The organism is Streptomyces sp. NPDC030995 (assembly GCF_055571215.1).
This window is the reverse complement of record NZ_JBVIFS010000003.1, coordinates 95928-120136: the sequence shown is the minus strand read 5'-3', so window position 1 is coordinate 120136 and position 24209 is coordinate 95928. Positions and strand designations below refer to the sequence as shown.

Below are 24209 nucleotides of genomic sequence, written 5' to 3'. Positions count from 1 at the left end.
CGGGCGGGCTGCGGGATCAGAACTGCAGGGACTTGGTCTGGAGGTACTCCGCCAGGCCGTGCGGGCCCAGCTCACGGCCGACACCCGACTGCTTGTAGCCGCCGAAGGGCGCGAGCACGTTGAAGCGGCCGCCGTTGATGTCCACCTGCCCGGTGTCCATGCGGCGCGCGAAGGCCACGGCCGTCGCCTCGTCCTCGGCCCATACCGCGCCGCCCAGGCCGTAGACGGTGCCGTTGGCGATGCGCAGGGCCTCCTCCTCGTCCTCGTACGGGAGGATCGACAGCACCGGGCCGAAGATCTCCTCCTGGGCGATGGTCATGTCGGGGGTGACATCGGCGAACACGGTCGGTGCGACGAAGTACCCCTGCTCGTGCGGCGCGTCCGGACCACCCGCGACGAGGCGCGCTCCTTCCGCCACGCCCTTGGCGATGTAGCCGCGGACACGCTCGTGCTGCTTGGAGTTGACGACCGGGCCGACGCGGGTGCCCGGCTCACGCGGGTCGCCGGTGGGGAACTCGGCTACGGCGGCGGCCGCGAGCGAGACGGCCTCCTCGTACCGGTCCCGGTGGACGAGCATCCGGGTGAGCGCGTTACAGCTCTGGCCGGTGTTGTTCATGACGTGGCCCACGCCTGCCGCGACGGCCTTGGCCAGGTCGGCTCCGGGCAGGATGACATTGGCCGATTTGCCGCCCAGCTCGAGGGCGACCCGCTTGACGGCGGCGCCGGCGGTGGCGCCGATCTGCTTGCCGACGGCGGTCGAGCCGGTGAAGGAGACGAGGTCGACTCCCTCGTGCGCGGCCAAGGCCTGCCCGGCGACCGGGCCGGTACCGGTCACCAGGTTGAAGACTCCGGCCGGGATGCCCGCCTCGTGCACGGCTTCGGCGAAGAGCTGCGCGGTCAGCGGGGTGTCCTCGGCCGGCTTGAGGACGAGGGTGCAGCCGGCGGCGAGAGCGGGCGCCACCTTTGCAACGACCTGGTGCAGCGGATAGTTCCACGGCGTGATGGCGCCGACCACACCGATCGGCTCCATCAGCACGGTGGAGTTCCCGATCCGCTCCTCGAAGGCGTACGAGGACGCGAGATCCGCGTAGGAGGAGGCCACCGCGATCGGCGACCCGACGTGGACCATCGTCGAGAAGCCGAGCGGGGAGCCGAGTTCGGCGGTGATGGTGTCGGCGATCTCGGCCTTGCGGGCCTGGAGTACGTCGCGGAGCGCGCGGATCAGGTGGGCCCGCTCGGCCGGAGGCGTGGCCGCCCAGCCGGGGAAGGCCGCGCGGGCCGCGCGTACGGCCGCGTCGACGTCCTCGCCGGTCCCGGCCGGGACCTGGGCGATGACCTGCTCGTCGGCCGGATTCACGACCTCGATCCGGTCGCGTCCGACGGCGGGCCGCCACTCGCCGTCGATGTACATCCCGTCGTGGGCCTTCATGGCAATTCCTCCCGAGCACGCACGAGCGCGTAGGTCCGACCTCGCGAACACCCTACAAACTAGCGTCGGTAGTTTTTGGTGGCCAGGGGGCGGCCCGGATCAGATGATGCCGAAAAGCATCCCTGCCGCGAGGACGACGAGAGAGGTCAGCGCCGCCCATTTCACGGTGAAACGGGTGTGGTCGCCGAACTCGACCTTGGCCATGCCGACCAGAACGTAGACGGCCGGAACCAGTGGGCTCGACATGTGCAGCGCCTGGCCGACGAGGGAGGCGCGGGCGATCTCGAGCGGGGAGACCCCGTGGGCGGCGCCGGCCTCGGCCAGGACGGGCAGGACGCCGAAGTAGAAGCCGTCGTTGGACATGAAGTAGGTGAGCGGGAGGCTGAGCAGGCCGGTGACGAGGGCCATGTGCGGGCCCATGCCCTCGGGGATGGCGCCGACGAGCCAATCGGCCATGTGCTTGACCATGCCGGTGCCGGTGAGGACACCGGTGAAGACGGCGGCGGCGAAGACCATGCCGGCGACGTTCAGGACGTTGTCGGCGTGGGCGGCGATCCGGGCCTTCTGGTCGGGCATGTGCGGGAAGTTCACGGTGAGGGCAAGGGCGGCGCCGAGCAGGAACAGCACCGGGATGGGCAGCAGCTCCATGATCATCGCGGTGAGGAGCGCGATGGTGAGGCCGGCGTTGAACCAGTAGAGGCGCGGCCGCAGGGTGGGGCGGTCGGGGTCGAGGCCTTGGAAGCCGTCCTCGGGCGCCGGGGCGCCGTCGCTCCCCTGCGGGGCGGCGGCGGAGCTGCTGGCGGAGCTGCTGGCGGAGGAGCTGCTGACGGATCCGGAGCCGGTGGCCACGGTCGGGCCGGCGCCCACGGCGTCGTCGGCGGCGGCCGAGCCGGGGGTCGCCGGGACCAGGGTCTCCTCCGCGGCCTCCGGCTCCGCCTGGCCGGGCAGGACCAGCATGCCGACCCGGCGGCGCTCCTTGACGCCGAGGACGTACGCCAGGATGAACACGCAGAGCAGGCCCACCGCGAGGGCCGGGATCATCGGGACGAAGATGTCTGCGGCGTCGAGCTTGAGCGCGGTGGCGGCGCGGGCCGTGGGACCGCCCCAGGGCAGGGTGTTCATGACGCCATTGGCCGTGGCCGCGACCCCCGTCATGACCACCAGGCTCAGGCCCAGCCGCTTGTACAGCGGATACATGGCCGACACGGTGATCATGAAGGTGGTCGATCCGTCACCGTCGAGCGAGACGATCGCGGCGAGGACGGCGGTGCCGACCACCACCCGCATCGGGTCCGCCTTGCAGAAGCGCAGGATGCCGCGCACGATCGGGTCGAAGAGGCCGACGTCGATCATCACGCCGAAGTAGACGATGGCGAACATCAGCATGGCGGCGGTCGGTGCGAGCTTGCCGACGCCTTCGATGACGTAGTCGCCGAGGTGCGCGCCCTTCCCTGCGAACACGCAGAAGAGTGCGGGGATGAGGACGAGCGCCGCGATGGGCGACATTTTCTTCATCATGATCAGGACCAGGAATGTCGCGATCATGGCGAAGCCGAGGAAGGTCAGCATGTGGGGAAGGTAGGTGCCGCCTCCCTGGGCCAACAAGACGTCTACGTGTGAGCAATACGAGCAAAACCCCAGCTCAGGGCAGGGGTGTCAGTTCGACGGGGAACCCGTTGAGGACCGCCGTGCCGGACAGCCGGTCGAGCCGGGTGCCGTCGAGCAGCTGGTTGACGTTGACGCCAGGCGCGGCGGAGGCCACTGAGAGCCGGGCCCCGGCGCGGTCGTGGCCCCAGCCGTGCGGAAGGCTCACCACCCCGGCGCGGACGGCGTCGGTGACCTCGACGGGCGCCTCCAGGCTTCCGCCGTCGGCGGTGACCCGGGCCCGCCCCCCGTCGGTGAGACCCAGCCGGTCGGCGTCCTGCGGGTGGACCTGGAGGGTGCAGCGGTTGGAACCTCCGGTGAGGGCCGGGACGTTGTGCAACCAGCTGTTGTTGGACCGCAGATGGCGGCGGCCCACGAGCACCAGGGTGGCGGGGCGGTCGGCGAGCGCCGCGCGCAGCCTGGGGAGCTCGGCCGCGATCGGGTCCGGGAGCAGCTCGATCCTGCCGCTGCGGGTCCTCAGCACGCCCGGGAGCCTGGGCCGCAGCGGGCCCAGGTCGATGCCGTGCGGGTGCGCGAGCAGCCGCTCCAGGCTGAGCTCCCCCTCGGCATCCGCGCCGAACCGGTCTCCGTACGGCCCCAGTCGGAGCATGAGGTCGAGGCGACGCTCGGGACCGCTCTCGCCGGTGAGGAAGCCGGCGAGGTGCGCCGGGTCCTGCCCGTGGAGCGGCGAGCGCGGGTCGGCGGTCTCCTTGGCCAGGGCGCCTTGGACGGCCAGCTCGTCGACGGCCTCCGGTCCGGCCGAGCCGTGCATGCCGGAGACGGCGAGGACGAGGCGCGCGTGGATTTCGCACTCGTCGAGACGGCCCGCTTCGAGGGGGACGGCGGCGCGGGTGTAGCGCGCCTGGTTGCGGATGGCGAAGCCGTTGAAGGCGAAGTCGTGGTGTGCGCTTTGCGCGGGCGGCGGCGGGGGCAGCACGACGTGGGCGTGGCGCGAGGTCTCGTTCAGGTACGGGTCGACCGAGATCATGAAGTCGAGGCCGGCCAGCGCCCGGTCGAGCCGGTCGCCGTCGGGTGCGGACAGGACCGGATTCGCGGCGATGCAGATCAGGGCACGGATCCGCCCCTCCCCCGGGGTCTCGATCTCCTCGGCCAGGGCGGCGGTGGGCAGTTCGCTCTTGACCTCGGGGTGCCCGCTGACCCGGCTGTGCCAGCGGCCGATGCCGAAGCCCTTGCCGGGCCCGGCGGGGCGGGGCCGCGGGCCGGCGGCCGGGAGCGGGAAGAGGACTCCGCCCGGCCGGTCGAGGTTGCCGGTGAGGATGTTCAGTACGTCGACCAGCCAGCTGGTCAGGGTGCCGTACTCGACGGTGCAGCTGCCGACCCGCCCGTAGACGGCGGCGGTGGGCGCGGCCGCGAGCTCGCGGGCGAGGGTGCGGATCTCGTCGGCCGGGAGGTCGCAGGCGGGTGCCACGGCCTCAGGAGTGAAACTCCCGAGCACGTCGGCGAGTTCCCCGAGTCCCTCGGTCCGTTCCTCCAGTTCGCCGGGGGCGGCGAGCTTCTCGGTGAGCAGGGTGTGCGCGAGGGCGGCGAGCAGCAGTGCGTCACTGCCGGGGCGCGGCGCGAGGTGGCGGTCGGCGAGCGCGGCGGTGCGGGTGCGGCGCGGGTCGACGACGACCAGGGTGCCGCCGCGGGCACGCAGGGCCTTGAGCCGGCCGGGGAAGTCGGGGGCGGTGCACAGGGAGCCGTTCGACTCGACCGGGTTGGCGCCCAGGAGCAGCAGGAAGTCGGTCCGGTCGAGATCGGGGACCGGAATGGCGAAGGGGTCGCCGAAGAGCAGCCCGCTGGACACGTGCTTGGGCATCTGGTCGAGCGTGCTCGCGGTGAACAGGTTGCGGGTGCCGAGGGCCTTGAGGAGCATCGGCGGGTAGAGGGCGCCGGCCATGGTGTGCGCGTTCGGGTTGCCGAGGACCACGCCGACCGACAGGGCCCCGTACTCCCGGACGAGCGCGGGAACGGCGGCCGCGATGGCGTCGTAGGCCTCCTCCCACGTGGCCTCCTGGAGCCGGCCGTCGCGGCGGACGAGGGGGCTCCGCAGCCGGTCGGGGTCGGCGTCGAGCTGGCCGAAGGCGGCGCCCTTGGGGCAGATGAAGCCCTTGCTGAAGACGTCCTCGCGGTCACCGCGGGCGCCGGTGACGGCGGTGCCCTCGATGGTGAGGGTCAGGCCGCAGGTGGCTTCGCAGAGGGGGCAGATGCGCAGGGCGGTGCGGGGCATGGGCCCTCCAGGGCGGCAGGCTGCGGCACGGACACGCGGGCACATTGAGCATACCGACCGGTAGGCACGGAGGGGAGAGCCGTACGGGACCGAGTACGGGCCGGGACCGAACGGGCCGGGAGGCAGGGCGGGCCGGAGGCAGGACAGGGCGGAGGCAGGGCGGGCCGGAGCGAGTGCGCGCCTGAGCGAGCTCGCCGGAGGGATTGCGGGCCGGGGCGGGGCTCAGTCCAGCACGCGGGCCAGATAGGCGTGCATCATCGCGCGCGTCTCGGCGACGATGTCCGGATCCCCGGCCGGGTCGGTCCTGAAGGCCAGTTGGATCAGCGCGTCGGTGGCCTCGACGGCAACGAGGACGGCGCGTTCGAGGGCGGCGTCGGGGATCAGGCCGAGGTGCCCGGAGAGCAGCTCGGTCAGACGGGCGGCGACCTGGCGGTTCGGGTCGACGTCCGGACCCTCGGCCGGCGGCGCCGGCACGCCGAAGTCGATGAGCGCGAAGCCGGGGACGCTCCGCTTCATCGCCAGGTACTCGTCCAGCACGGCGTCCACGACGGGCCGCCAGTGGGTGGCCGGGAGGTCGGCGAGCCGCTCCGCGATGCCGTCGGCGTAGCGGTCCAGATTGCGGTGCGCGAGGGCGATGGCCATGGCCCGCTTGTTGCCGAAGAAGCGGTAGACGGAGCCGATCGGCACGCCGGCGCGCAGCGCGACGGCACGGGTGCTGAGGTTCTCGTACCCGGTCTCGTCCAGGACCTCGGCGCAGGCGTCGAGGATCCGGGCGAGCCGGTCGGCGCTGCGTTGCTGGATCGGCGCACGGCGCAGGGAGGGGGCGGGAGGCACGGGGTCCATCATGCCGCTCCTCGCTTTCGGGTTCGCCAGGGGCCTCAGTTCAGCAGGAGGCTGAGCCCCCCGATGGTGTACGTGATCATCAGCGCGAGCAGCGGCAGTTGGCCGGCGACCGCCTTCGCGGGCGGGAAGAGGCGTACGGAGCGGTCGTGGGCCGCGACGACGCCGAGCACGTGACCGGTGACGACGGCGATGACCTGGAGGGCGGCGAGGGCCCCGGGACCCAGTGGTGGGACGGGTTCGGGGCCGTTGTCAGTGCCGAGTGCCATGCTGACTGTGCGTGGTCCTTCGACTACCAGGAGGGAGAAGTAGTGGGCGATGAGATAGCCGAGTGCGATCGGCACGAGTGAGTGCGCGAAGGCGGTCAGCGGGCCGGGGTGCGGGCCGCCGACGAGTCGGGTTGCCGCCGCGCAGAGGCAGTAGAGGGTGGCGACGAGGGCGATGGAACCGAGCAGTCCGAGTGTGGCCGCGGGGGTGCGGCCGAGGGGGGAGGTCTGTATGGCGTTGATCCACGAGGGGTTGTCGGAGAAGCCGTCGTAGGCGGTGGAGCCGAGCAGGACGCAGACGGTGGCGACGAGTCCGGGCCGCTCGGGTGTCGCGTCGAGTCCGTGGAAGGGGTTACGGAGGACCAGGCGGCCGTCGCTGCGACGGCCGAGGGGGGAGAGCCGGGCCAGGAGGGCGGAGTACACCTCGAAGGCGTCTCCGTCGTCGAACCAGCGCTCGCCGAAGCGGGCGGCGAGGAGCAGCTGGGCGGTGGCGTAGGCGGCGAGGGCGATCAGGAGGGTGGTGGTGGATGCAGGGTCAGGAGCGACGAGTTCGAGCCAGGTGAAGCCGAACAGGCCTGCGGCGGCGGGCCATTGCCCCAGTCGGGCGGGAAGGGGGCGGTCGGGCCCGCGGCGGCGCAGGGCCCGGGAGAACAGGCGGTGCAGGGTGCGGAGCGGGTTGAGCAGGCGCCAGACGGGGCCGAGGAGGAGGGAGGCGGGGACGAGTCCGACCCAGAGGAGGACGTAGACGGCGCCGGGAGCGGGGTTGTGTGCGGGGGCGTCGGGACCGAGGAGGAGGTGGAGCAGGACGGCAAGTGCGGCGGCGAGTCCCAGTCCGCGCAGGGTGGTGCGGGTGGCCGGCGCGTCGGCCACCCGCTGGAGGGCGGCGGGCAGGGCGAGCCCCGAGCGGTTGCCGCGGAAGCGGGAGGTGGACCAGAGCAGGCCGAGCGCGAGAAAGGAGACGAACAGCGCGGCGAAGGCACCGGCGAACGCGTAGAAGGGAGAGATGGGCAGGTCGTGTTGGGAGCCGATTCCGTGCGCGAGTGCGGTGAGCGGATCGGCCGGGTGAAGGACCACGCCCTGGCCGTGACCGCCACCGCCGGCGCCGGGGAGGAGGCCCGGCCCGACGGGGCTCACCACCGGCCCGCCGACGGCGCTGTCCTGCCGCCGGCTTGACCTGGCATTCCGGACTCGGGCCCGAGTCCGAGCGGCCGGGCCGGGGCGGCGGCCGGGGGCATGGACCGAAGTGCGGGCCGCCGGGGCGCGGCCGCCGGTGCGGGCGCGGGCGCCAGTGCGGGCGCGGGCGCCAGTGCGGGCGCGGGCGCCAGTGCGGGCGCGGGCGCCAGTGCGGGCGCGGCCACCGGTGAAGGGCCGGGCGCCGGTGAAAGGCCGGGCGCCGGTGAAGGGCCGGGCGCCGGTGAAGGCACGAGCACGGGCCCGGCCGCCGGTGCAGGCGCGGCCCCGGCCGCCAGTGCAGGCACGGGTGCGGGCGCGGGACGGGGATGGGTCATCGGACGAGGAGCTGGGTCAGGACGAGGCCGGACTCGTGGGTCTCGACTTCGAAGAGGCCCGTGCGGTCGGCCGTCAGGATCAGGGTGGCCTCCTGGCCTGCGGGCAGAGCGAGTTCCTTGTCGTAGCCGTGGACGTGCAGGGTGTCCGCGCGGTCGCTGGTGACGCGCAGGGCGACCCGCTCCCCGCGCCGCAGCTCGGTGCGGGCGGGGGCGGGGCTGACCTTGCCGTCCCGGACGGTGATGGTGACGGTCCGGTCGGCTTCGGGCGCCGCCGATGGCTGTGCCGGGGGTGGCGATGTGTCGCCGTGACTGTGGCCGCCGGGCGCGGCCGGGGCGGTGGCGGTGAGCTGGGCCGTGCCCTCGACCGGTTTGCCGGACACCGCCCAGGCGGTGTGGTCGTCCGCGTAGAGGCGGACGGTCAGGGTGTGCGCGCCCTCGGGGACCTGGGCGGCGGACAGGTGGAACCAGGGGCCGTACAGCCGGGCCAGCTTGCGGCCGTCGAGCTCCAGGTGCGCGTGGCCGGCGCCCGGGAGCGCCGCGCCGCCGGTGCTGTCGGGGGTGAAGCGGAAGTTGTTCACCGTCAGCTGGAGGTTCCAGCCGTCCTCGGAATCCGGGCGGGCGGTCAGCTGGACCTCCGGCGCGCCCTCGGCCGGGACCTCGCGGAGCCGGTGGCCGGTGCTGTCGGCGGCGGTGAGCAGGGTGCCCACACTGCCGGAGGCCTGCTCGTGGCTGGTGCCGGGCTTGTGGTGGGTGGTGGCCCGCCCTCCGCAGGCCGTCGCCGCGCCGCCCGCGAGGAGCAGGGCGAGGGCGAGCAGGGCTGCGGCGCGGGCGGCTCGGCGGGCTGTCCGCGGCCCGCGGGGTGGCCCTCCGCAGGCGTCGCACCGGATCGGGTCGTCGGTACGGCCGTGGCTCATCGCGCACCTCCCCCGGTGCGCCGAGCCCGCAGGGCAGCGCACCGGCGCGGCCGGGTGGCGGGCCGAGCCCGCAGGGCAGCAGGCCGAGCCCGCAGGGCAGCGGGCCGGGGCGGCAGGGCGGGGGTCATGCGGCGGCCTCCGGGGTGGTCGGGTGGGCCGACGGTTCGGGGGCTACCGCGCGGAGGGCCGGGGCCGGGCCGGCGGGGGCCGGGCTGCGGTCGCCGGCCGGGTCGTCGCCCGGGCCGGAGGGGCGGGCCGGGGTGCCGGGGCGGGCCGAGGCGATGGCTGCCCACAGGATCCAGATCACGGCCACCAGGGCCCGGACCCAGGCGGGGCTCAGGGGGGTCCAGGGGATCATCAGGACCGCCTTGTCGAAGGCGTCCAGCAGGGTGAGCCCGGCCAGGAGCAGGGTCAGACGGGCCAGCCAGGGGCGGGTGGGGCGCAGCGCCACGCCGACGCCCGTCCACCACAGGCCGAGGAGGAGCAGAGCGAGCGCGGGGACGAAGGTCGCGACCAGGGGCATGGTGGAGCCGGCCACGTCCAGGACCAGACCCGCCAGGCCCAGGAGCGAGGCCGCCGTGCCCAGGCGCGAACCGCGCAGGCGGCGCCACCACAGGACCCCGCCGACCAGCAGCAGGACCGCCGCCACGGCCAGCGCGAGCTGGGTCTCCACCCGCTCCAGACCGCGCGCGCCGTACCAGTCGCAGCCGGCCGGGAGTTTGCGCGCCTGGACGTTGTAGTCCGCGCAGACGAAGAGCTGGACCAGCTTGACCGGTTCGCCGACCAGTCGGGCCGAGGCCCCGGAGATGGCGCCCCGGCGGTCACCGCACTGCGGGACCGCGCCCGGGGAGGAGCCGTCGGGGCCGTCCTGCCAGCAGTTGCCGCGGCCCTGGCCGTCCCACCACACGTCCATGCCGTTGGGGCGGGCGGCGCCGGACTTGTCCTTGCCCATGACGTTCCCGGCGTACCGGTTGTGGTGGGAGGTGTCCATCTGCTTCGACCACTGCTCCTCGCCGCGGATGAAGGCCGGGACCGCGCTGAGGAAGAAGCCCGCGCGCCGGTGTCCGTACACCCAGTTGTTCTCGTAGAGGTTCCAGTTGCCGCCCGCGGTGATGATGCCGGTGCCCGGCGGCATGGAGATCTGCGGGCAGACGACACCGCGTTCGTAGCCGCGCTCGATCGGCGGCTTGGCGCAGGTGCCGTCGGCGACGTGGCCGTAGTAGTCCTGGTTGTTGTCGTGGATCAGGTTCCGCTCGAACTTGGCGTGGTTCTGCGGGAGTCCGGGGTGGCCGGGGAAGGCGCTGTCCATCGAGGCGCCGCCCATGTTCTGGTCGAACTCGTTGTCGTGCACCCAGACCGAGTCGCCCGCGGTGCCGGAGTAACCGACCATGTTGTGGTGGCTGCGGCAGCCGGTGATCTCGATGGAGTAGCGGGGGACCTCGTAGCCGCGGCCGTCGTTGATGTTGGAGGCGCTGCCGGGGTAGATGCCGGAGTCGCCGTTCCCGTACGACTCGCAGTTCTTGTAGAGCCCGTGGTCGCTGGCGAAGGTCAGGAAGCCGTACTCGTCGTTCCAGCGGGTCAGCACGTCGTCGATGACGAAGCCGTCGCCCGCCAGCACGTACAGCGAGTTGAAGGTGGTGCGCTGGGCGGTGAAGTTGCGGAAGTAGATGCCGTTGGACTTGTCGGCGCGGATGGCGTTCAGCTTCTGGTACTTGGCGTCGATGACGACGTCCATGCGCGCGGCGCCGGTGCCCTCGATCTGCAGGTTCGTCTTGCCGAGGATCGCGACGAGGTTCTGGTTGTGGCGGCAGGCGACCTGCTGCTCGTAGGTCAGGATCTGGTAGCCGAGGGAGGAGTTCGGGGCCTTCAGTGCGGCGCACTCCCCCGTCGGCGTCCCGAGCGAGGGCTCCTCCTCGTACAGGCCGGGGAGGATCGCGATGTTCATCCCGGGCCGGTCGACGGCGTCGACGGCCTCCTGGAGGTGCCGGTAGCCGCTCTTCTCGCACCGCTCGTACAGGGCGAGGTTGCGCTGCCGGAGCTCCTCCGGGAAGGCGGATATCCGGCGTTCGAAGGCGGGCCGGTCCGTCTTGCAGACGATCAGGTCCGGCTCCGCCCTGCGGTACTCGGGCACGGAGCCGGAGCCGTCGGGGAGGGTGACCGGGCGCTCCTCGTGCGCGCGGGCGGCGGGCGCGGCGGCGAGGAGGGACACAAGAGCGAGGAGGGCGGCGAGGAGCACCGCCGGCACGGCAGGAAACCTGCGGGTCCACGACATGCGCGAGAGAGTAGAGCATTGTTCATCTTTTAGGAGCCCCCTTCGCACGAATCGAATCGGCCCCCGCCCAAGGGCACCGTTGACGTGCGGGCCGCGGAATCCTACTGTCGACCATAGGATTCCTTCGACGGAGCGGGAGCAGCACATGAGCGAGCAGGCCGGCAGCGAGCAGGCCAGGAAGACGGCAGAGGCGCTGGAATACCTCACCGGCTTCGGCAACGAGCACAGCTCGGAGGCGGTCCCCGGCGCGCTGCCGCTCGGCCGGAACTCGCCGCAGCGCGCCCCCCTCGGCCTCTACGCCGAGCAGCTCAGCGGCAGCGCCTTCACCGAGCCCCGCAGCCACAACCGACGCTCCTGGCTCTACCGGATCCGCCCGTCGGCCGCGCACCCGCCCTTCACCCGGATCGACAACGGGGCCCTGCGCACCGGACCCTTCACCGAGGCCCCGGCGGACCCGAACCGGCTCCGCTGGAACCCGCTGCCCGACCCGGCGCCCGGCACCGACTTCCTGGCCGGCCTGTGGACCCTCGGCGGCAACGGCGACGCGACCCAGCGCACCGGCATGGCCATCCACCTCTACGCCGCCAACGCGCCCATGACCGACCGGGTGTTCAGCGACTCCGACGGCGAGCTGCTGATCGTCCCCGAGCGCGGCGGACTGCTCCTGCGCACCGAGCTCGGCCTGCTCGCCGCCCGCCCGGGCGACGTGGCCCTCATCCCGCGCGGCGTCCGCTTCCGCGTGGAGCTGCTGGACGACGATGCCCGCGGCTACGTCTGCGAGAACTACGGCCAGCCCTTCGAGCTGCCGAACCTGGGCCCGATCGGCGCCAACGGCCTCGCCGCCGCACGGGACTTCCAGGCCCCGGTGGCGGCGTACGAGGCGCCCGAGCTCCTCGACCGCCCGACCGAGGTGGTCAACAAGTTCTGCGGCAACCTCTGGTCGGCCACCTACGACCACTCCCCGCTCGACGTGGTGGCCTGGCACGGCAGCCACGTCCCGTACGTCTACGACCTGCGTCGTTTCAACGTCCTGGGCTCGATCAGCTACGACCACCCCGACCCGTCGATCTTCACGGTCCTGACCTCGCCCTCCGACACCCCGGGCCTGGCGGGCGTGGACTTCGTGGTCTTCGCCCCGCGCTGGCTGGTCGGCGAGGACACCTTCCGCCCGCCGTACTTCCACCGCAACGTGATGAGCGAGTACATGGGCCTGATCGAGGGCGCCTACGACGCCAAGGCCGAGGGCTTCGTCCCCGGCGGCGGCTCGCTCCACAACATGATGTCCGCGCACGGCCCCGACCACGAGACCTTCGAGCGGGCGAGCGCCGCCGAGCTGAAGCCGCAGAAGATCGACGACGGCCTGGCCTTCATGTTCGAGACCCGCTGGCCGATCACCGCCACCGCCCAGGCGGCCGGCGCGGATCACCTCCAGCGGGGCTACGACGACGTGTGGCAGGGTCTGCAGCGCCACTTCCGCGCCTGACCTGCACTGCATACCCTGCATGCGCCGCACGTCATCCCTGTCCATCCGTTCGGAGATCCACCCGTGACCGCCTTCGCCCCCGATTCGCTGGTCCTGAACCGGAAGCTGCCCCTCTGGTATCAGGTGTCGCAGTCACTGCGCGCCTCGATACTCGGGCGCACCCCGGACGCCTCGCTGCGCCTGCCCACCGAGGAGCAGCTCGCCGGGCACTACGGGGTGAGCGTGCTGACCATGCGGCAGGCGCTCAAGGAGCTGGAGGGCGAGGGGCTGATCAGCCGGCACCGGCGGCGCGGCACCTTCATCGAGCCGGGGGCGCTGCGCAGCACCCCGGTGCGGCTGCTGGGCTCGGTCGACGCGATCGTGGCCCAGCAGTCGGGTGACCGTACGACGATTCTCGGCCAGGGGCGGACGGCCGTGTCCGGGGAGCTGCTGGAGCACTTCCCGGACACGCCGGAGGTGGTCACGTACCGCCGGCTGCGCCACGACCGCGAGAGCGGCGAGCCGACCAACTGGGTGGAGAACGCGGTGCTCCCGCAGTTCGCCGAGGCGGTGGACCTCGCCGATCTCGAACGCTGGCCGATGACGAAGGTGCTGCGGGACGTCGTGGGGGTGCGCATCAGCCGGATCACGGACACGGTGGAGGCACGGCTCGCGGACCCGGAGACGGCCGAGCTGCTCCAGGTCCCGCTGCTCAGCCCGATCCTGCACTACACGGGCGTGACGTACGACGAGGACGGCCGGGTCGTGGACGTGGCGCGGATCCGCTACCGCGGCGACCGGTTCTCCTTCACCGTGACGGTCGACGCGCACTGAGCCGACGCGCACCGAGCCGAGTCGGCGCGCGCCGACCGGAGACCGAGACGGGGTTACTTCTCGTCGGCGTCCTTGGTGCGCTCGCCCTCCGCCTGGGACGGCGTGGTCCGCATCGTCTGGGGGTGCCGCTCCTTGCGCTGCTTCTCGTCCATGTCCTCGTCGAGGCGCTCGCCCTCGGCCTGCGACGGAGTCGAGTATTCGTCGTACTGGCTCATGACCCACTCCTCGGTCGGAACCGTATGGTGCGCACATGTGCGTACATCTGCGTATATAAGGAGCCTAGCGCTTCGGCCTGGACGCAGCCCGGCCATCGGATCCCGTCGCTACCATCGGCGGCGTGAGCGAAGACGTACCGCTGCTGGACGATCTGATGCCCTGGTCCGTGGGCGGCCTGCGCCTGGGCCGGGACTGGGTGGCCGCGCCCGATCCGGCCGTCCTGCGCGCCCGCTGGGCCGCTCTGACCGGCTCCGAAGGGGCCGAGCGGGAGCGGCTGTTCCGCCCGAGCCGCAGCCGCACGCCCGCCGCCGGGGCGGCCGCGCTGCCGGGTCAGCGCTCGGCGTCCACGGCCCGCTTCGCCGACGCGCCGGGCCCCTGCCCCGACCCCGTACGGGTACTGCGCGAGCCCTTCGACGAGCAGTGGCTCCTGCCCGACCAGCGGCTCATCGACACGGCCCGCCCGGAGCTCTGGCGGGTCCGGGACGAGCACCAGCTGTTCGCCGTCGAGACCCCGGAGCTGCTGGTCACCGCGCACCTCCCGGCCGGCCGGCTCGGCCGCATCCGTCCGCTGCACCGACGCCCCGGCGGCGCCGAGCCGAATCTCGCCCCCGGCCTGCTGCCCCTGCTGGGCGAACGCTACGGCGGCTGGGCCACCCCCGAGGACGTCCTGTGCTGGATCCTCGCGGCCGGCCGCCCCGGGCCGCGGGGGTACGAGGTCCCGCTCGCGGCCGACCCCGAGCGCTGGCGGGCCGGGCTGCGGCTCGGGCACCGGCTGCTCGGCGTCCAGCTGCGCGGGGCGCGCGGCGGCGAGCCGCCCCGGCTGCCCGGCGGGCGCCGCCCGTACGTCCGCTCGGCGGTCGGGACGTGGCCGCACGAGCTCGCGTACGACGCGCAGAGCGAGACCCTGAGCCTCGGCACGGGAACCGTGTCGCCCGTGCCCGCCGGGGCCTGGGAGTACGAGGCGCAGGGCGTGCGGGTGCTGGAGGCCTGGTTCGCCGCGCGCACCGCGCACCGCGGCCCGGACGCCGACGGGCTGGAGGCGCTGGGTCCGGCGCAGTGGCCGCAGAGCTGGACCTCGGAGCTGCTCGCCCTGGTGACCACCCTGGCGCTGCTGGCCGATCTGGCCCCGGAGCGGGCCGCGTTCGAGCCCGGCCCGGGCCTGGCGGCCGGGGAGCTCCGCGCGGCCGGGGTGCTGCCGCCGCCGGCCTGGGCCAGGCGCCCGGCCTCGGTGCTGGACCACCAGGAGGAGGGCCCGGGCGGACAGTTCGCCCTGCTCTGAGCGGCCTTACGAGCCCGAGCCCGAGCCCGAGCCCGAATCCGATCCCGAACCCGGCCCCGCACCGGCACCGGCACCGGCGCCCGCACCCGGATCCCAGGCCCCCAGCAACCGCGTCAGCGTACGGTCGAACACCTCGGCCATGTCCAGCCCGGCGCCCGGCACCGGGCCGCCGCCCGTCAGGGCCGCCGCCAGCCGCGGGTACTGCCCGGTGGCCAGGCAGGAGCCGAGCCAGGCCGTCCGTACGCCCTGCTCCTCCGCCTCGCTCCAGGGCAGCGACCGGGCCCGCTCGGCCAGTGCCAGCTCGCCCGCCACGTAGGTCGCGACGGTGCCGTTGACGGCGGCGACGAGTTCCAGCTTCTCGGCGTCCGGGACGTCCAGCGGCGCCAGGCAGTCCAGGCTGTGCTCCAGGTAGCGCAGGGCGTTCGGACTGAAGCCGTAGACGGGTGTCAGCAGGCCCGGCAGCCACGGGTGACGGTGCATCAGCGCGCGCGTCTGGCGGGCCAGCGCCAGCAGGTCGGCCCGCCATGCGCCGGTCGGCGGGGCGAACTCGTACTCCCCGCTGACGGCGTCGACCATCAGCTCGTACAGGTCCTCCTTGCGCGGCACGTAGTTGTAGAGCGACATCGTCCCGGCGCCGATCCCGGACGCCACCCGCCGCATGGAGACGGCCTCGATCCCCAGGGCGTCGGCGACCCGCACCGCCTCGGCCGCGATCGACTCGCGGCTGTGCGCCGGCCTGGGTCCGCGGCCGGCCCGCTGGGGGCGGGACCAGATCACTTCGGGTTCAGCGGGTCGCCCGCCGGCTGTCATCGCTCAGATCACCTCATCGTCTCGCCACCATCTTAGTTACGTACGCCGTACGTAGTGCGGTAGGGTGCCGCACATGACTACTACGTACGCTGTACTTAGTGAGGGTCTGGAGAAGAGTTACGGGGAGGTCCACGCCCTGCGCGGCCTCGACCTCGCCGTTCCCCAGGGCACGGTCTGCGGCCTCCTCGGCCCCAACGGCGCGGGCAAGACCACCGCCCTGCGGATCCTCACCACCCTCACCGCCCCCACCGCCGGCCGCGCCCTCGTCGCCGGCCACGACGTCACCCGCGACCCCGGCGCCGTCCGCCGCGCCATCGGGGTCACCGGCCAGTACGCCTCCGTCGACGGGGACCTGACCGGCCGCGAGAACCTCAGGCTCTTCGCCCGGCTCGCCGGACTGCGCGGCTCCGCGGGCCGGGCCCGCGCCGACGAGCTGCTGGAGCGCTTCGGCCTCGGCGAGGCCGCCGACCGCATGGCCGGCACCTGGTCCGGCGGCATGAGGCGGCGCCTGGACCTGGCCGCGGGGCTGATCACCCGCCCCCGGGTGCTGTTCCTCGACGAGCCCACCACCGGCCTGGACCCCGCGGCCCGCGAGCAGATCTGGGCCGAGGTACGGGGACTGGTCGACAAGGGCGGCGAGGGCACCACCGTGCTGCTCACCACCCAGTACCTGGAGGAGGCCGACCGGCTCGCCGACGACATCGTGGTCGTCGACCGCGGCCGGGCCGCCGCCACCGGCACCCCGGCCGAGCTCAAGGCCCGGATCGGCGCCTACGCCGAGGTCGCCGTCACCGCCCGCGACTTGCTCACGGGAGCCGCCTCCGTCCTGGACCAGCTCACCGGCGGCCGCCCCGTGCTCGACGAGGAGCGGCTGACCGTGGGCGTGACCGTCCTCGACGCCGGGCTCACCCTGCCCCGGATCATCCGGGAACTCGACACCGCCGGGGTCCCGGTGACGGACGCGAGCCTGCGCCCGCCCACCCTCGACGAGGTGTTCCTGCGCCTCACCCGGCCGCCCGGGCACCAGAAGGAGTACGCGGCATGAGCACCCTGCTGTACGACGGCGGAGCCGTCCTCACCCGCCAGCTCCAGAAGGCCCGGCACGCCCCCGCCCTGCTGATCCTCACCCAGACCATGCCGATCACCATGCTGCTGTTCTTCGGCTACGTGTTCGGCAGCGCGCTCGCCATGCCGGGCGCCGAGTACCGCGAGTTCCTCGTTCCCGGGCTGCTCGCCGCCACCGCCGCGAACGGCCTGATGACCGGCATGTTCACGGCCGCGCAGGACGCCCATCGCGGGGTGATGGACCGCTTCCGGACCCTGCCGATGAGCCGCACCGCCGTCCCGCTCGGGCAGACGGCGGCCGACCTGCTCACCACGGGCGTGTCGATGGTGCCGCTGATGCTGGTGGGTCTCGCGATGGGCTGGCGGGCCGAGAACGGACTCCCGGGCGCGGTGGGGGCCTTGGGCGTGCTGCTGCTGTTCCGCTTCGCCACCGCGTGGGCGGGGACCTACCTCGGCCTGCTGAGCAGGAGCGAGGAGGCGGCGGGCCAGCTCGGCAGCGCCACCTTCGTCCTGCCGATGCTGTCCAGCGCGTACCTGCCGACGGCCGGGCTGCCCGGTTGGCTGCGCGCGGTCGCCGAGTGGAACCCGATCAGCGCGGTCGCCACGGCCGTGCGCGAACTGTGCGGGAACGCGGGCGGCGAGGCCGCGGCGGGCGCGGCCTGGCCCGCCGCCCACCCGGTGGCCGGGGCGCTCGTCTGGTCGCTCGTCCTGCTCGCGGTCTTCGTGCCGCTGGCCACGCGCCGGTTCGCGCGCGGCCAGGACTGAGGTCATCGAGCCCCCGGCCGGGGAGGGGCGGCGGCGCCCGTCACCACGGGCAGGGTGACAGGACCCCGCCCGACCGGGTAGGCAGGGGCCCATGGCTACCGAACCGCTCCCCCTGGACGGCATCACCGTCGTCGCCGTCGAACAGGCCGTCTCGGCCCCCTTCGCCACCCGCCAGCTCGCCGACCTCGGCGCCCGGGTGATCAAGGTCGAGCGCCCCGACGGCGGCGACTTCGCCCGCGCCTACGACACCGCCGCGCACGGCCTCGCCTCGCACTTCGTCTGGGCCAACCGCGGCAAGGAGTCGATCGCGCTCGACCTGAAGGCCCCGCGCGGCCGGGAGATCCTGCACGACCTCCTGGCCGGCGCCGACGTCTTCGTGCAGAACCTCGCACAGGGGGCCGCCGCCCGGCTCGGGCTCGACTCGGCCGCGCTGTGCGCGCGTTACCCGCGGCTGGTCGCCGTGGACGTCTCGGGCTACGGCGCCGAGGGCCCGTACGCCCACAAGCGCGCCTACGACATGCTCGTGCAGTGCGAGGCCGGGCTGGTCTCGGTGACCGGCACCCCGGAGCAGCCCGTGAAGGCGGGCATCCCGGCGGCGGACATCGCGGCGGCCATGTACGCCTTCTCCGGGGTGCTCGCCGCCCTGCTGCGCCGCGGGGTCACCGGCCGCGGGGGCCGGGTGGAGGTGTCCATGCTGGACGCGCTCGCCGAGTGGATGGGGCATCCGCTGCACCACACGATGCACGGCGGGGAGCAGCCGGTACGCACCGGCCTCGCGCACGCGGTGATCGCGCCCTACGACGCCTACCCGACGGCCGACGGGGACCGGGTGCTGCTGTCGGTGCAGAACGACCGCGAGTGGCGGCGGCTCGCCGTGCAGGTGCTGGACCGGCCCGAGTTGGCCGAGGATCTGGCGTACGCGACGAACACGGCGCGCACCGGCAACCGGGAGAAGACCGACGCGGTGGTGGCGGAGGCGCTGGGCCGGCTGGACGCCGACGAGGCGATCGGGCGGCTGGAGGCGGCGGGCATCGCCTGCGCGCGCCTGAACTCTGTGGCCCAACTGGCCGGGCATCCGCAGCTGGCGGCCCGGGACCGCTGGCGGGAGGTGGGCTCACCGGCCGGTCCGCTGCGGGCCCTGCTGCCGCCGATCGGGCTGCCGGGCGGCGCGGCACCGCACATGGGTGCGGTGCCCGCGCTGGGTGAACACACCGAGACCCTGCTGCGCGCCCTGGGGATGGCGGGCGCGCAGATCTCGGAACTGCGCCGGGACGGTGTGATCGCTTAGGGCCGGGAAGCCGCGGGCCCGGGAGGGCCGGCGGCCGCGGTGCGGGGACAGTTACGAACGGCGGCTGCCGAAGAGCGTGCGACGCAGGCGGCGCAGCGGCGCGAAGAGCGAGACGCGCGCGCTCCTGCTCCGCAGGCGGTGCGTGTGGTCGCGGGAGGTGAGCTCGCGCATCAGCAGCGTCGCCTCGGCGGTCTCCCGGTGCGGGACGGCGGGTCCGCCCAGCACGGCGAGATGGCGGTCGAGGCGCGAGCTGGTCGCACTGCTGCCGCAAGTGATGGAAGGCACGCGAGGCGGCCTGCTGCGCATAGCTATCTGTTCCATGTTCTCTCCCCACCCGTACGAGGGCACCCGGCCCGGGCAGGTTAACCCTATCGTCCCCGCGTCGCGCTCGGGTATCCCGGTGGTGTGAATTACCCCTGTGGCTACGGGTAGTTGACGGTTACTCAGTGGAGTCGACGGTCACTCTCCGCACAGATGTCACGCTGCGGAGGGCCCTCGCGCGAGTCGCGTCACGACAGGGGCCACATGCCGCACACTGCGCTAACTTGGAGTGATCGCCCGATGACACATCGGCGCACAGGAGCACTCGGGGGGCTCGCGTGAGTGAGGAATCGAACTCCGATCGTGTCATCTCGGGCCGGTACCGGTTGCTGGAAGCGATCGGCCGCGGCGGGATGGGCATCGTGTGGCGGGCCCGGGACGAGGTGCTGGCCCGTGACGTCGCCGTCAAGGAGGTACGGGCGCCCGCCGGGCTGGATCCGGCCGAACTGCAGCGGATGTACCGGCGGCTGGAGCGGGAGGCCTGGGCGGCGGCCCGGGTCTCGCACCGCGGGGTCGTCACGGTCTACGACGTGGCGTCCGAGGACGGGCGGCCCTGGATCGTGATGGAGCTGGTGCGCGGGCTCTCGCTGGCCGACGTACTGGACGCCGAGGGGCCGATGACCCCGCAGCGCGCCGCGCACATCGGGGAACAGGTACTGGCCGCGCTGCGCTCCGCGCACGACGCGGGGGTGCTGCACCGGGACGTGAAGCCGGGCAACGTGCTGATCGCCAACGACGGCCGGGTGGTGCTCAGCGACTTCGGGATCGCGAGCCTGGAGGGCTCCTCGGCCATCACCATGACGGGCGAGGTGGTCGGCTCACCCGAATTCCTGGCGCCCGAGCGGGCGTTGGGGCGCGATCCGGGACCCGAGTCGGACCTGTGGTCGCTCGGGGTCCTGCTCTACGCCGCCGTCGAGGGCGTCTCGCCGTTCCGGAAGGCCACCCCGCTGGACACCCTGCGGGCCGTGGTGGACGACGCGTTGCCGACGCCGCGCCGGGCCGGGCCGCTGGAGCCCGTACTGGAGGGCTTGCTGCGCAAGGACCCGGACGAGCGGCTGCCCGCGGCGGAGGCGGCCCGGATGCTACGGGTGGTGGGCGCGGGCGGGGCCGTACGGGCCACCGGCGGACCGGTGTCCGGGCCGGTGTCGGGGCCGGTAACGGGGCCGGATTCGCCGACGGCCACCGCGCACCGCCACCCCCGCGAGCGGGAGCCGGGGCGGTACGGGCAGCCCACGCCGCCGCTGCCGTCGCCGCCGCCCGCATCCGGGCCGGTGGCGCGCGAGAGCCGGGCGGGGCTGGTGCTGACCGTCGGGATCGTGCTGATGCTGCTCGCGCTGGCCGCGCTGGGATGGCTGCTGCTGAAGGACCGCGAGAACGGGGACGGCGGCGGGGGCGGCACCCCGACGGGCTCGGCGACCACCGCTCCGACCGTCACCACGAGCCCTTCGGCGCCCGCGTCCGCCTCGGCGTCGGCCTCGGCCTCGGCCACCGCGGGGCAGTACGTCTCCGTGTACGTCGACGCCGTGCGCACCTCGTACACGGGCAGCTGCCCGCCGGCCGCCGAGCGCGCGCCCGCCTTCGCCGCGACCGTGGAGGTGGAGCGCACTCCTGTCTCACTGGAGTACCGCTGGGCCACGAGGAGCGGGCGGACCACCGGCCCCGGCTGGCAGTCCGTCACGTACGAGGAGGGCGGGCCGAAGAGCCGGCGGCTGGAACACACCGAGCTCACGTACGTGCCGGACGCGACCTTCGACGACGCGGTCCGGCTGGAGGTGCGGGGACCGGCGGAGGTGGCCACCCAGTGGGTTCCCACCTCCGTGACGTGCGAGAAGGCGACCCCGACCGGCGGGGCCTCCCCCTCCGGCGCGAGTCCGTCGCCGACGCCGAGCCCGTCCCCGAGCCCGGCGCCGAGCAGTGAGGCGGATCAGGTGGACCGGGTGGACCGGGTGGATCAGGCGGCGTTGGTGAGGACCGGCAGGTAGCCGCCGGAGTGTCCGGCGGCGGTCGGGTGGTACGACTCGCTGATGTTCAGCCAGTTGAGGCTGTGCAGCCACGCGCTGCCGGAGCAGATCTCGTGACCCGTGAAGGCGCCGACGACCGAGGCGTAGGTGAAGCCGTGGTCGGCGGCGCGCTTGGCGATGGCGGCGTTGAGGTGGTCGGCCGCGCCGTTGATGGCGGAGCGCTCGCCCTCCGTCAGCCCCGTGGTGCAGGTGCCGCCCAGCTTGTAGAAGCGGGGGTAGCCGATGACGACGACGCGGGCGGCCGGGGACCGGCTGTCGATGGCGTTGTAGACCTGGTCGAGCTGACCCGGGAGGGTGGAGTCCACGTAGGCCTTGGCCTCGTTCACGCGGCTGATGCAGGTGGATTCGGACTGGAGCACACAGGTCGTCATGACGTCGGAGAATCCGGCGTCATTGCCACCGATGGTGATGCTGACCAGGTCGGTGCCGGAGTTGAGCGGGCCGAGCTGGTTGGCGAGGACATCACCCGTACGAGCGCCCGAACAGGCGGTGAAGGCGAAGCTCTGCGGGGAGTGGGCGGCGGCCCACAGGGCCGGGTAGGCGCGGGTGGTGCGCTTGCAGTTGCCGCTGGCGCTGTCGTAGTTGCCGGCGCCGAGGCCGGAGGAGTACGAGTCGCCGAGGGCGACGTAGCCGAAGTCGGCCTGGGCGGCGGCGGACGCCTGGCCGGCGCCGAACAGGGCGGCGCCCGCGGCGAGTAACAGGGAGGACGTCAAGGCGGCGAAACGCGTCAATCTCATGCTCATGGGGTGCGGCTCCTTGTGGGGGTTACTCCGGAGTTGCTCCTGAGTCCGTGGTACAAGCAGCCGAGCCTGGCTGGAAGTGTCCATGCCAAGAATGTTCGGGGCAGAGTTGTGGCCCGAATCTTCACTCCGAATGCGTTTGAAGAGGGAACTTGGGCACCCGATCCGGCGAAACACGGGTGCACGAGGGCACCGTGTGCCGGATCATGGGCGCCATGCCAGCCAACCCGCATGACGCGCTGCCGATCCGGCTCAATGTCGACGACAGCGATTCACCGTCGGATGTCGTGGACGCGCTGTTTCTCGGCCGGTTCGCCTCCGGCGAGCAGCCGTACTCGCACAGCGTGTCCATCGAGCGGGTCAAGGCGGAGGCGACCCTCCTGCCGCCCGAGGCCACCGTGTTGCGCTCGGCGCGCGACAGCGACCGCAGCGCCATCCTCGCCGAGGGCGAGGACTGGACCATGCTCGTCTCCCGCTGGAGCCGGGGTGCGGACGTCACGGTGACGGCGGTCAGCGACGAACTCGCGGAGACGGTGCTCGCCGCCGCCACGGAGGGGGCGCAGGACGAGCCCGAACCGCAGCCGGAAAACGTCACGATGGGCTTCTGGTACGTCTCCCCGCGCCGCGGCCCGTACCGGACGACCCGCCAGATCGCGGCCGGGACCTGGGCGGAGGTACGGCCCAACTACACGGCGCCGGTGGCCGGGGCGATGGACCGGCTGATGAAGGTGACCCCGGACGACATCGCGGGCCGGCTGCTCCTGCTGCACGGTCCGCCGGGCACGGGCAAGACCTCGGCGCTGCGGACGCTGGCGCGGTCGTGGCGGGACTGGTGCCAGGTGGACTGCGTCCTGGACCCGGAGCGGCTGTTCAACGACGTGGGTTACCTGATGGACATCGCGATCGGCGAGGACGAGGGCACGGCGAGGGGCCGTTGGCGGCTGCTGCTGCTGGAGGACTGCGACGAGCTGATCCGCGGCGAGGCCCGCCACACGGCCGGGCAGGCACTCTCCCGGCTGCTGAACCTGACGGACGGACTGCTGGGCCAGGGCCGCAACGTCCTGGTGGGGGTCACCACCAACGAGGACCTGGAGCGGCTCCACCCGGCGGTGGTGCGCCCGGGGCGCTGCCTGGCCCGCATCGAGGTCGGCCGGCTGACCCACCGGGAGGCGGTGGACTGGCTCGGCACGGACGAAGGGGTCTCCCGCGAGGGGGCGAGCCTGGCGGAGCTCTTCGCCCTGCGGCGCGGCACGGGCCCGGCGGCGATCCTGCCGCCGCAGCCGCACAGCTCGGAGGCGGGCCTGTACCTCTAGCCTCCGGCGGCGGACGGGGTGGCCGGTGGTGCGCGGGCTCGGCGGCGGCGCCGTGCCGCACGGGCGCTGCCCGGACCCGCGCCTCACACGCGCGCGGCTCAAGACCGGGGCACCGCCCCAGACCCCGCCTCACGCGCGCGCGGCTCAACGACCGGGGCTCCGCCCCGAACCCCGCGCCTCAAACGCCGGCGGGGCTGATAGCCGAGGCTCCGCCCCAGACACCCCATCTCAAACGCCCGCGCGGCTCAAGACCGGGGCACCGCCCCAGACCCCACCTCACGCGCGCGCGGCTCAAAGACCGGGGCTCCGCCCCGAACCCCGCGCCTCAAACGCCGGCGGGGCTGATAGCCGAGGCTCCGCCCCAGACACCCCATCTCAAACGCCCGCACGGCTCAAACGCCGGCGGGGCTGGAGAGCGGGCCATTCAGATTGCCCGGCCCGAGGTCGCGCGGAGCGCCTCTGGCCGCGGTCGGGCGCACTTCCAGCCTCGCCGGCGTTTGAGGCGCGGGTCCGGGCGGAGCCCGGTGGGGTCCTGGGGCGGAGCCCCGGCAGCCGGGCCGGAAGGGGCTATTGGGCGTACCGGGCCCGGACCGCGTCGCCGGCCGCGGCCACCGCCTCGGCCTCCGTCAGGCCCAGCCTCCGCACCCGCTCCGCATACGCCTGCGCGGCGGCCGCGGCCTCGCGGGACGCCGAGTCCCCCGCCGCCGCGACGAACGTCCCGTTGCGGCCCCGCGTCTCGATCACCCCGTCCGCCTCCAGCGCCCGGTACGCCTTCGCCACGGTGTTGGCGGCCAGCCCCAGTTCCTCCGCCAGGCCCCGTACCGTCGGCAGCTTGAAGCCCGCCGGCAGCTTCCCCGACCGGGCCCGGTCCGCGATCTGCGCGCGCAGCTGTTCGTACGGGGCGGCCGAGCCGGCCGAGCCGTCGATGGTGATCTTCAGGTTCGTCGAGGTCACGGGGGTGATTCTCCCCCATCACCGGTTAATTGGGAGGC

20 protein-coding genes are annotated in these 24209 nt (G+C 73.5%); 8 read left to right on the top strand and 12 right to left on the bottom strand.

From position 1 onward, the window contains the following. Window positions 1–16: 16 nt before the first annotated feature. The 7 genes from ACZ45T_RS06745 to ACZ45T_RS06715 form a co-directional block, all read right to left on the bottom strand. Entirely contained in the window at window positions 17–1429 is a 1413-nt protein-coding gene (locus ACZ45T_RS06745) for an aldehyde dehydrogenase family protein (RefSeq protein WP_468438198.1), read from the bottom strand. A gap of 99 nt (window positions 1430–1528) precedes the next feature. Next, window positions 1529–2998: a CitMHS family transporter gene (locus ACZ45T_RS06740; RefSeq protein ID WP_468438196.1), complete on the bottom strand. Its 1470-nt coding sequence runs from the start codon at window positions 2996–2998 to the stop codon at window positions 1529–1531. Between the two features lie 73 nt (window positions 2999–3071). After that, complete coding sequence (locus ACZ45T_RS06735; RefSeq protein ID WP_468438194.1) at window positions 3072–5303, bottom strand: molybdopterin oxidoreductase family protein; 2232 nt, start codon at window positions 5301–5303, stop codon at window positions 3072–3074. A gap of 222 nt (window positions 5304–5525) precedes the next feature. Beyond that, the gene (locus ACZ45T_RS06730; RefSeq protein ID WP_468438716.1) at window positions 5526–6146 is read right to left on the bottom strand and encodes a TetR/AcrR family transcriptional regulator; all 621 of its coding nucleotides are present in this window, start codon (window positions 6144–6146) and stop codon (window positions 5526–5528) included. A 35-nt stretch (window positions 6147–6181) separates the two neighbouring features. After that, entirely contained in the window at window positions 6182–7483 is a 1302-nt protein-coding gene (locus ACZ45T_RS06725) for a hypothetical protein (RefSeq protein ID WP_468438192.1), read from the bottom strand. A gap of 430 nt (window positions 7484–7913) precedes the next feature. Further along, the gene (locus ACZ45T_RS06720) at window positions 7914–8831 is read right to left on the bottom strand and encodes a cupredoxin domain-containing protein (protein ID WP_468438191.1); all 918 of its coding nucleotides are present in this window, start codon (window positions 8829–8831) and stop codon (window positions 7914–7916) included. Between the two features lie 124 nt (window positions 8832–8955). Next, window positions 8956–11103 (bottom strand): right-handed parallel beta-helix repeat-containing protein, encoded by a 2148-nt coding sequence (locus ACZ45T_RS06715; protein ID WP_468438190.1) that lies wholly within the window; start codon window positions 11101–11103, stop codon window positions 8956–8958. 145 nt (window positions 11104–11248) lie between these two features. Between ACZ45T_RS06715 and hmgA the strand changes: the two genes are divergently transcribed. After that, complete coding sequence (gene hmgA / locus ACZ45T_RS06710) at window positions 11249–12586, top strand: homogentisate 1,2-dioxygenase (RefSeq protein ID WP_468438188.1); 1338 nt, start codon at window positions 11249–11251, stop codon at window positions 12584–12586. A gap of 63 nt (window positions 12587–12649) precedes the next feature. After that, window positions 12650–13399, top strand: coding sequence for a GntR family transcriptional regulator (locus ACZ45T_RS06705; RefSeq protein ID WP_468438187.1), 750 nt, complete (start codon window positions 12650–12652; stop codon window positions 13397–13399). A 53-nt stretch (window positions 13400–13452) separates the two neighbouring features. Here ACZ45T_RS06705 and ACZ45T_RS06700 read toward each other — a convergent pair whose 3' ends face one another. Further along, complete coding sequence (locus tag ACZ45T_RS06700) at window positions 13453–13614, bottom strand: hypothetical protein (protein WP_468438185.1); 162 nt, start codon at window positions 13612–13614, stop codon at window positions 13453–13455. A 155-nt stretch (window positions 13615–13769) separates the two neighbouring features. Between ACZ45T_RS06700 and ACZ45T_RS06695 the strand changes: the two genes are divergently transcribed. Continuing rightward, a complete protein-coding gene (locus ACZ45T_RS06695) occupies window positions 13770–14894 on the top strand; it encodes a type ISP restriction/modification enzyme (RefSeq protein ID WP_468438714.1) in 1125 nt (374 codons plus the stop codon). Between the two features lie 6 nt (window positions 14895–14900). Here ACZ45T_RS06695 and ACZ45T_RS06690 read toward each other — a convergent pair whose 3' ends face one another. Further along, the gene (locus ACZ45T_RS06690; protein WP_468438183.1) at window positions 14901–15704 is read right to left on the bottom strand and encodes a TetR/AcrR family transcriptional regulator; all 804 of its coding nucleotides are present in this window, start codon (window positions 15702–15704) and stop codon (window positions 14901–14903) included. Window positions 15705–15777: 73 nt separating this feature from the next. On the opposite strand from ACZ45T_RS06690, the gene ACZ45T_RS06685 reads away from it, so the two are divergent. The 3 genes from ACZ45T_RS06685 (at window position 15778) to ACZ45T_RS06675 (ending at window position 18822) form a co-directional block, all read left to right on the top strand. After that, on the top strand, window positions 15778–16749 hold the full coding sequence (locus tag ACZ45T_RS06685; protein ID WP_468438181.1) for an ATP-binding cassette domain-containing protein: 972 nt from the start codon (window positions 15778–15780) through the stop codon (window positions 16747–16749). Continuing rightward, window positions 16746–17534, top strand: a complete 789-nt coding sequence (locus ACZ45T_RS06680; protein WP_468438179.1) for an ABC transporter permease — start codon at window positions 16746–16748, stop codon at window positions 17532–17534. Before ACZ45T_RS06685 ends, ACZ45T_RS06680 begins: the two co-directional genes overlap by 4 nt. A gap of 91 nt (window positions 17535–17625) precedes the next feature. After that, complete coding sequence (locus tag ACZ45T_RS06675) at window positions 17626–18822, top strand: CaiB/BaiF CoA transferase family protein (RefSeq protein WP_468438177.1); 1197 nt, start codon at window positions 17626–17628, stop codon at window positions 18820–18822. A 51-nt stretch (window positions 18823–18873) separates the two neighbouring features. Here the strand turns inward: ACZ45T_RS06675 and ACZ45T_RS06670 are convergent, their stop codons facing one another. Beyond that, window positions 18874–19143 carry a hypothetical protein gene (locus ACZ45T_RS06670; protein WP_468438175.1) on the bottom strand — a complete coding sequence of 90 codons (270 nt, stop codon included), beginning with the start codon at window positions 19141–19143 and terminating at the stop codon, window positions 18874–18876. A 278-nt stretch (window positions 19144–19421) separates the two neighbouring features. Here ACZ45T_RS06670 and ACZ45T_RS06665 point away from each other — a divergent pair, with 278 nt between their 5' ends. Next, window positions 19422–21125 (top strand): serine/threonine-protein kinase, encoded by a 1704-nt coding sequence (locus tag ACZ45T_RS06665; protein WP_468438174.1) that lies wholly within the window; start codon window positions 19422–19424, stop codon window positions 21123–21125. Here ACZ45T_RS06665 and ACZ45T_RS06660 read toward each other — a convergent pair. Further along, window positions 21095–21901, bottom strand: a complete 807-nt coding sequence (locus ACZ45T_RS06660) for an SGNH/GDSL hydrolase family protein (protein WP_468438712.1) — start codon at window positions 21899–21901, stop codon at window positions 21095–21097. The genes ACZ45T_RS06665 and ACZ45T_RS06660 overlap by 31 nt on opposite strands. Before the next feature lie 218 nt (window positions 21902–22119). On the opposite strand from ACZ45T_RS06660, the gene ACZ45T_RS06655 reads away from it, so the two are divergent. Then, window positions 22120–23217: a DUF5925 domain-containing protein gene (locus ACZ45T_RS06655; RefSeq protein WP_468438173.1), complete on the top strand. Its 1098-nt coding sequence runs from the start codon at window positions 22120–22122 to the stop codon at window positions 23215–23217. Window positions 23218–23784: 567 nt separating this feature from the next. On the opposite strand, the gene ACZ45T_RS06650 is transcribed toward ACZ45T_RS06655, so the two are convergent. Continuing rightward, the gene (locus ACZ45T_RS06650) at window positions 23785–24171 is read right to left on the bottom strand and encodes a GntR family transcriptional regulator (protein WP_468438172.1); all 387 of its coding nucleotides are present in this window, start codon (window positions 24169–24171) and stop codon (window positions 23785–23787) included. Window positions 24172–24209: the final 38 nt, after the last annotated feature.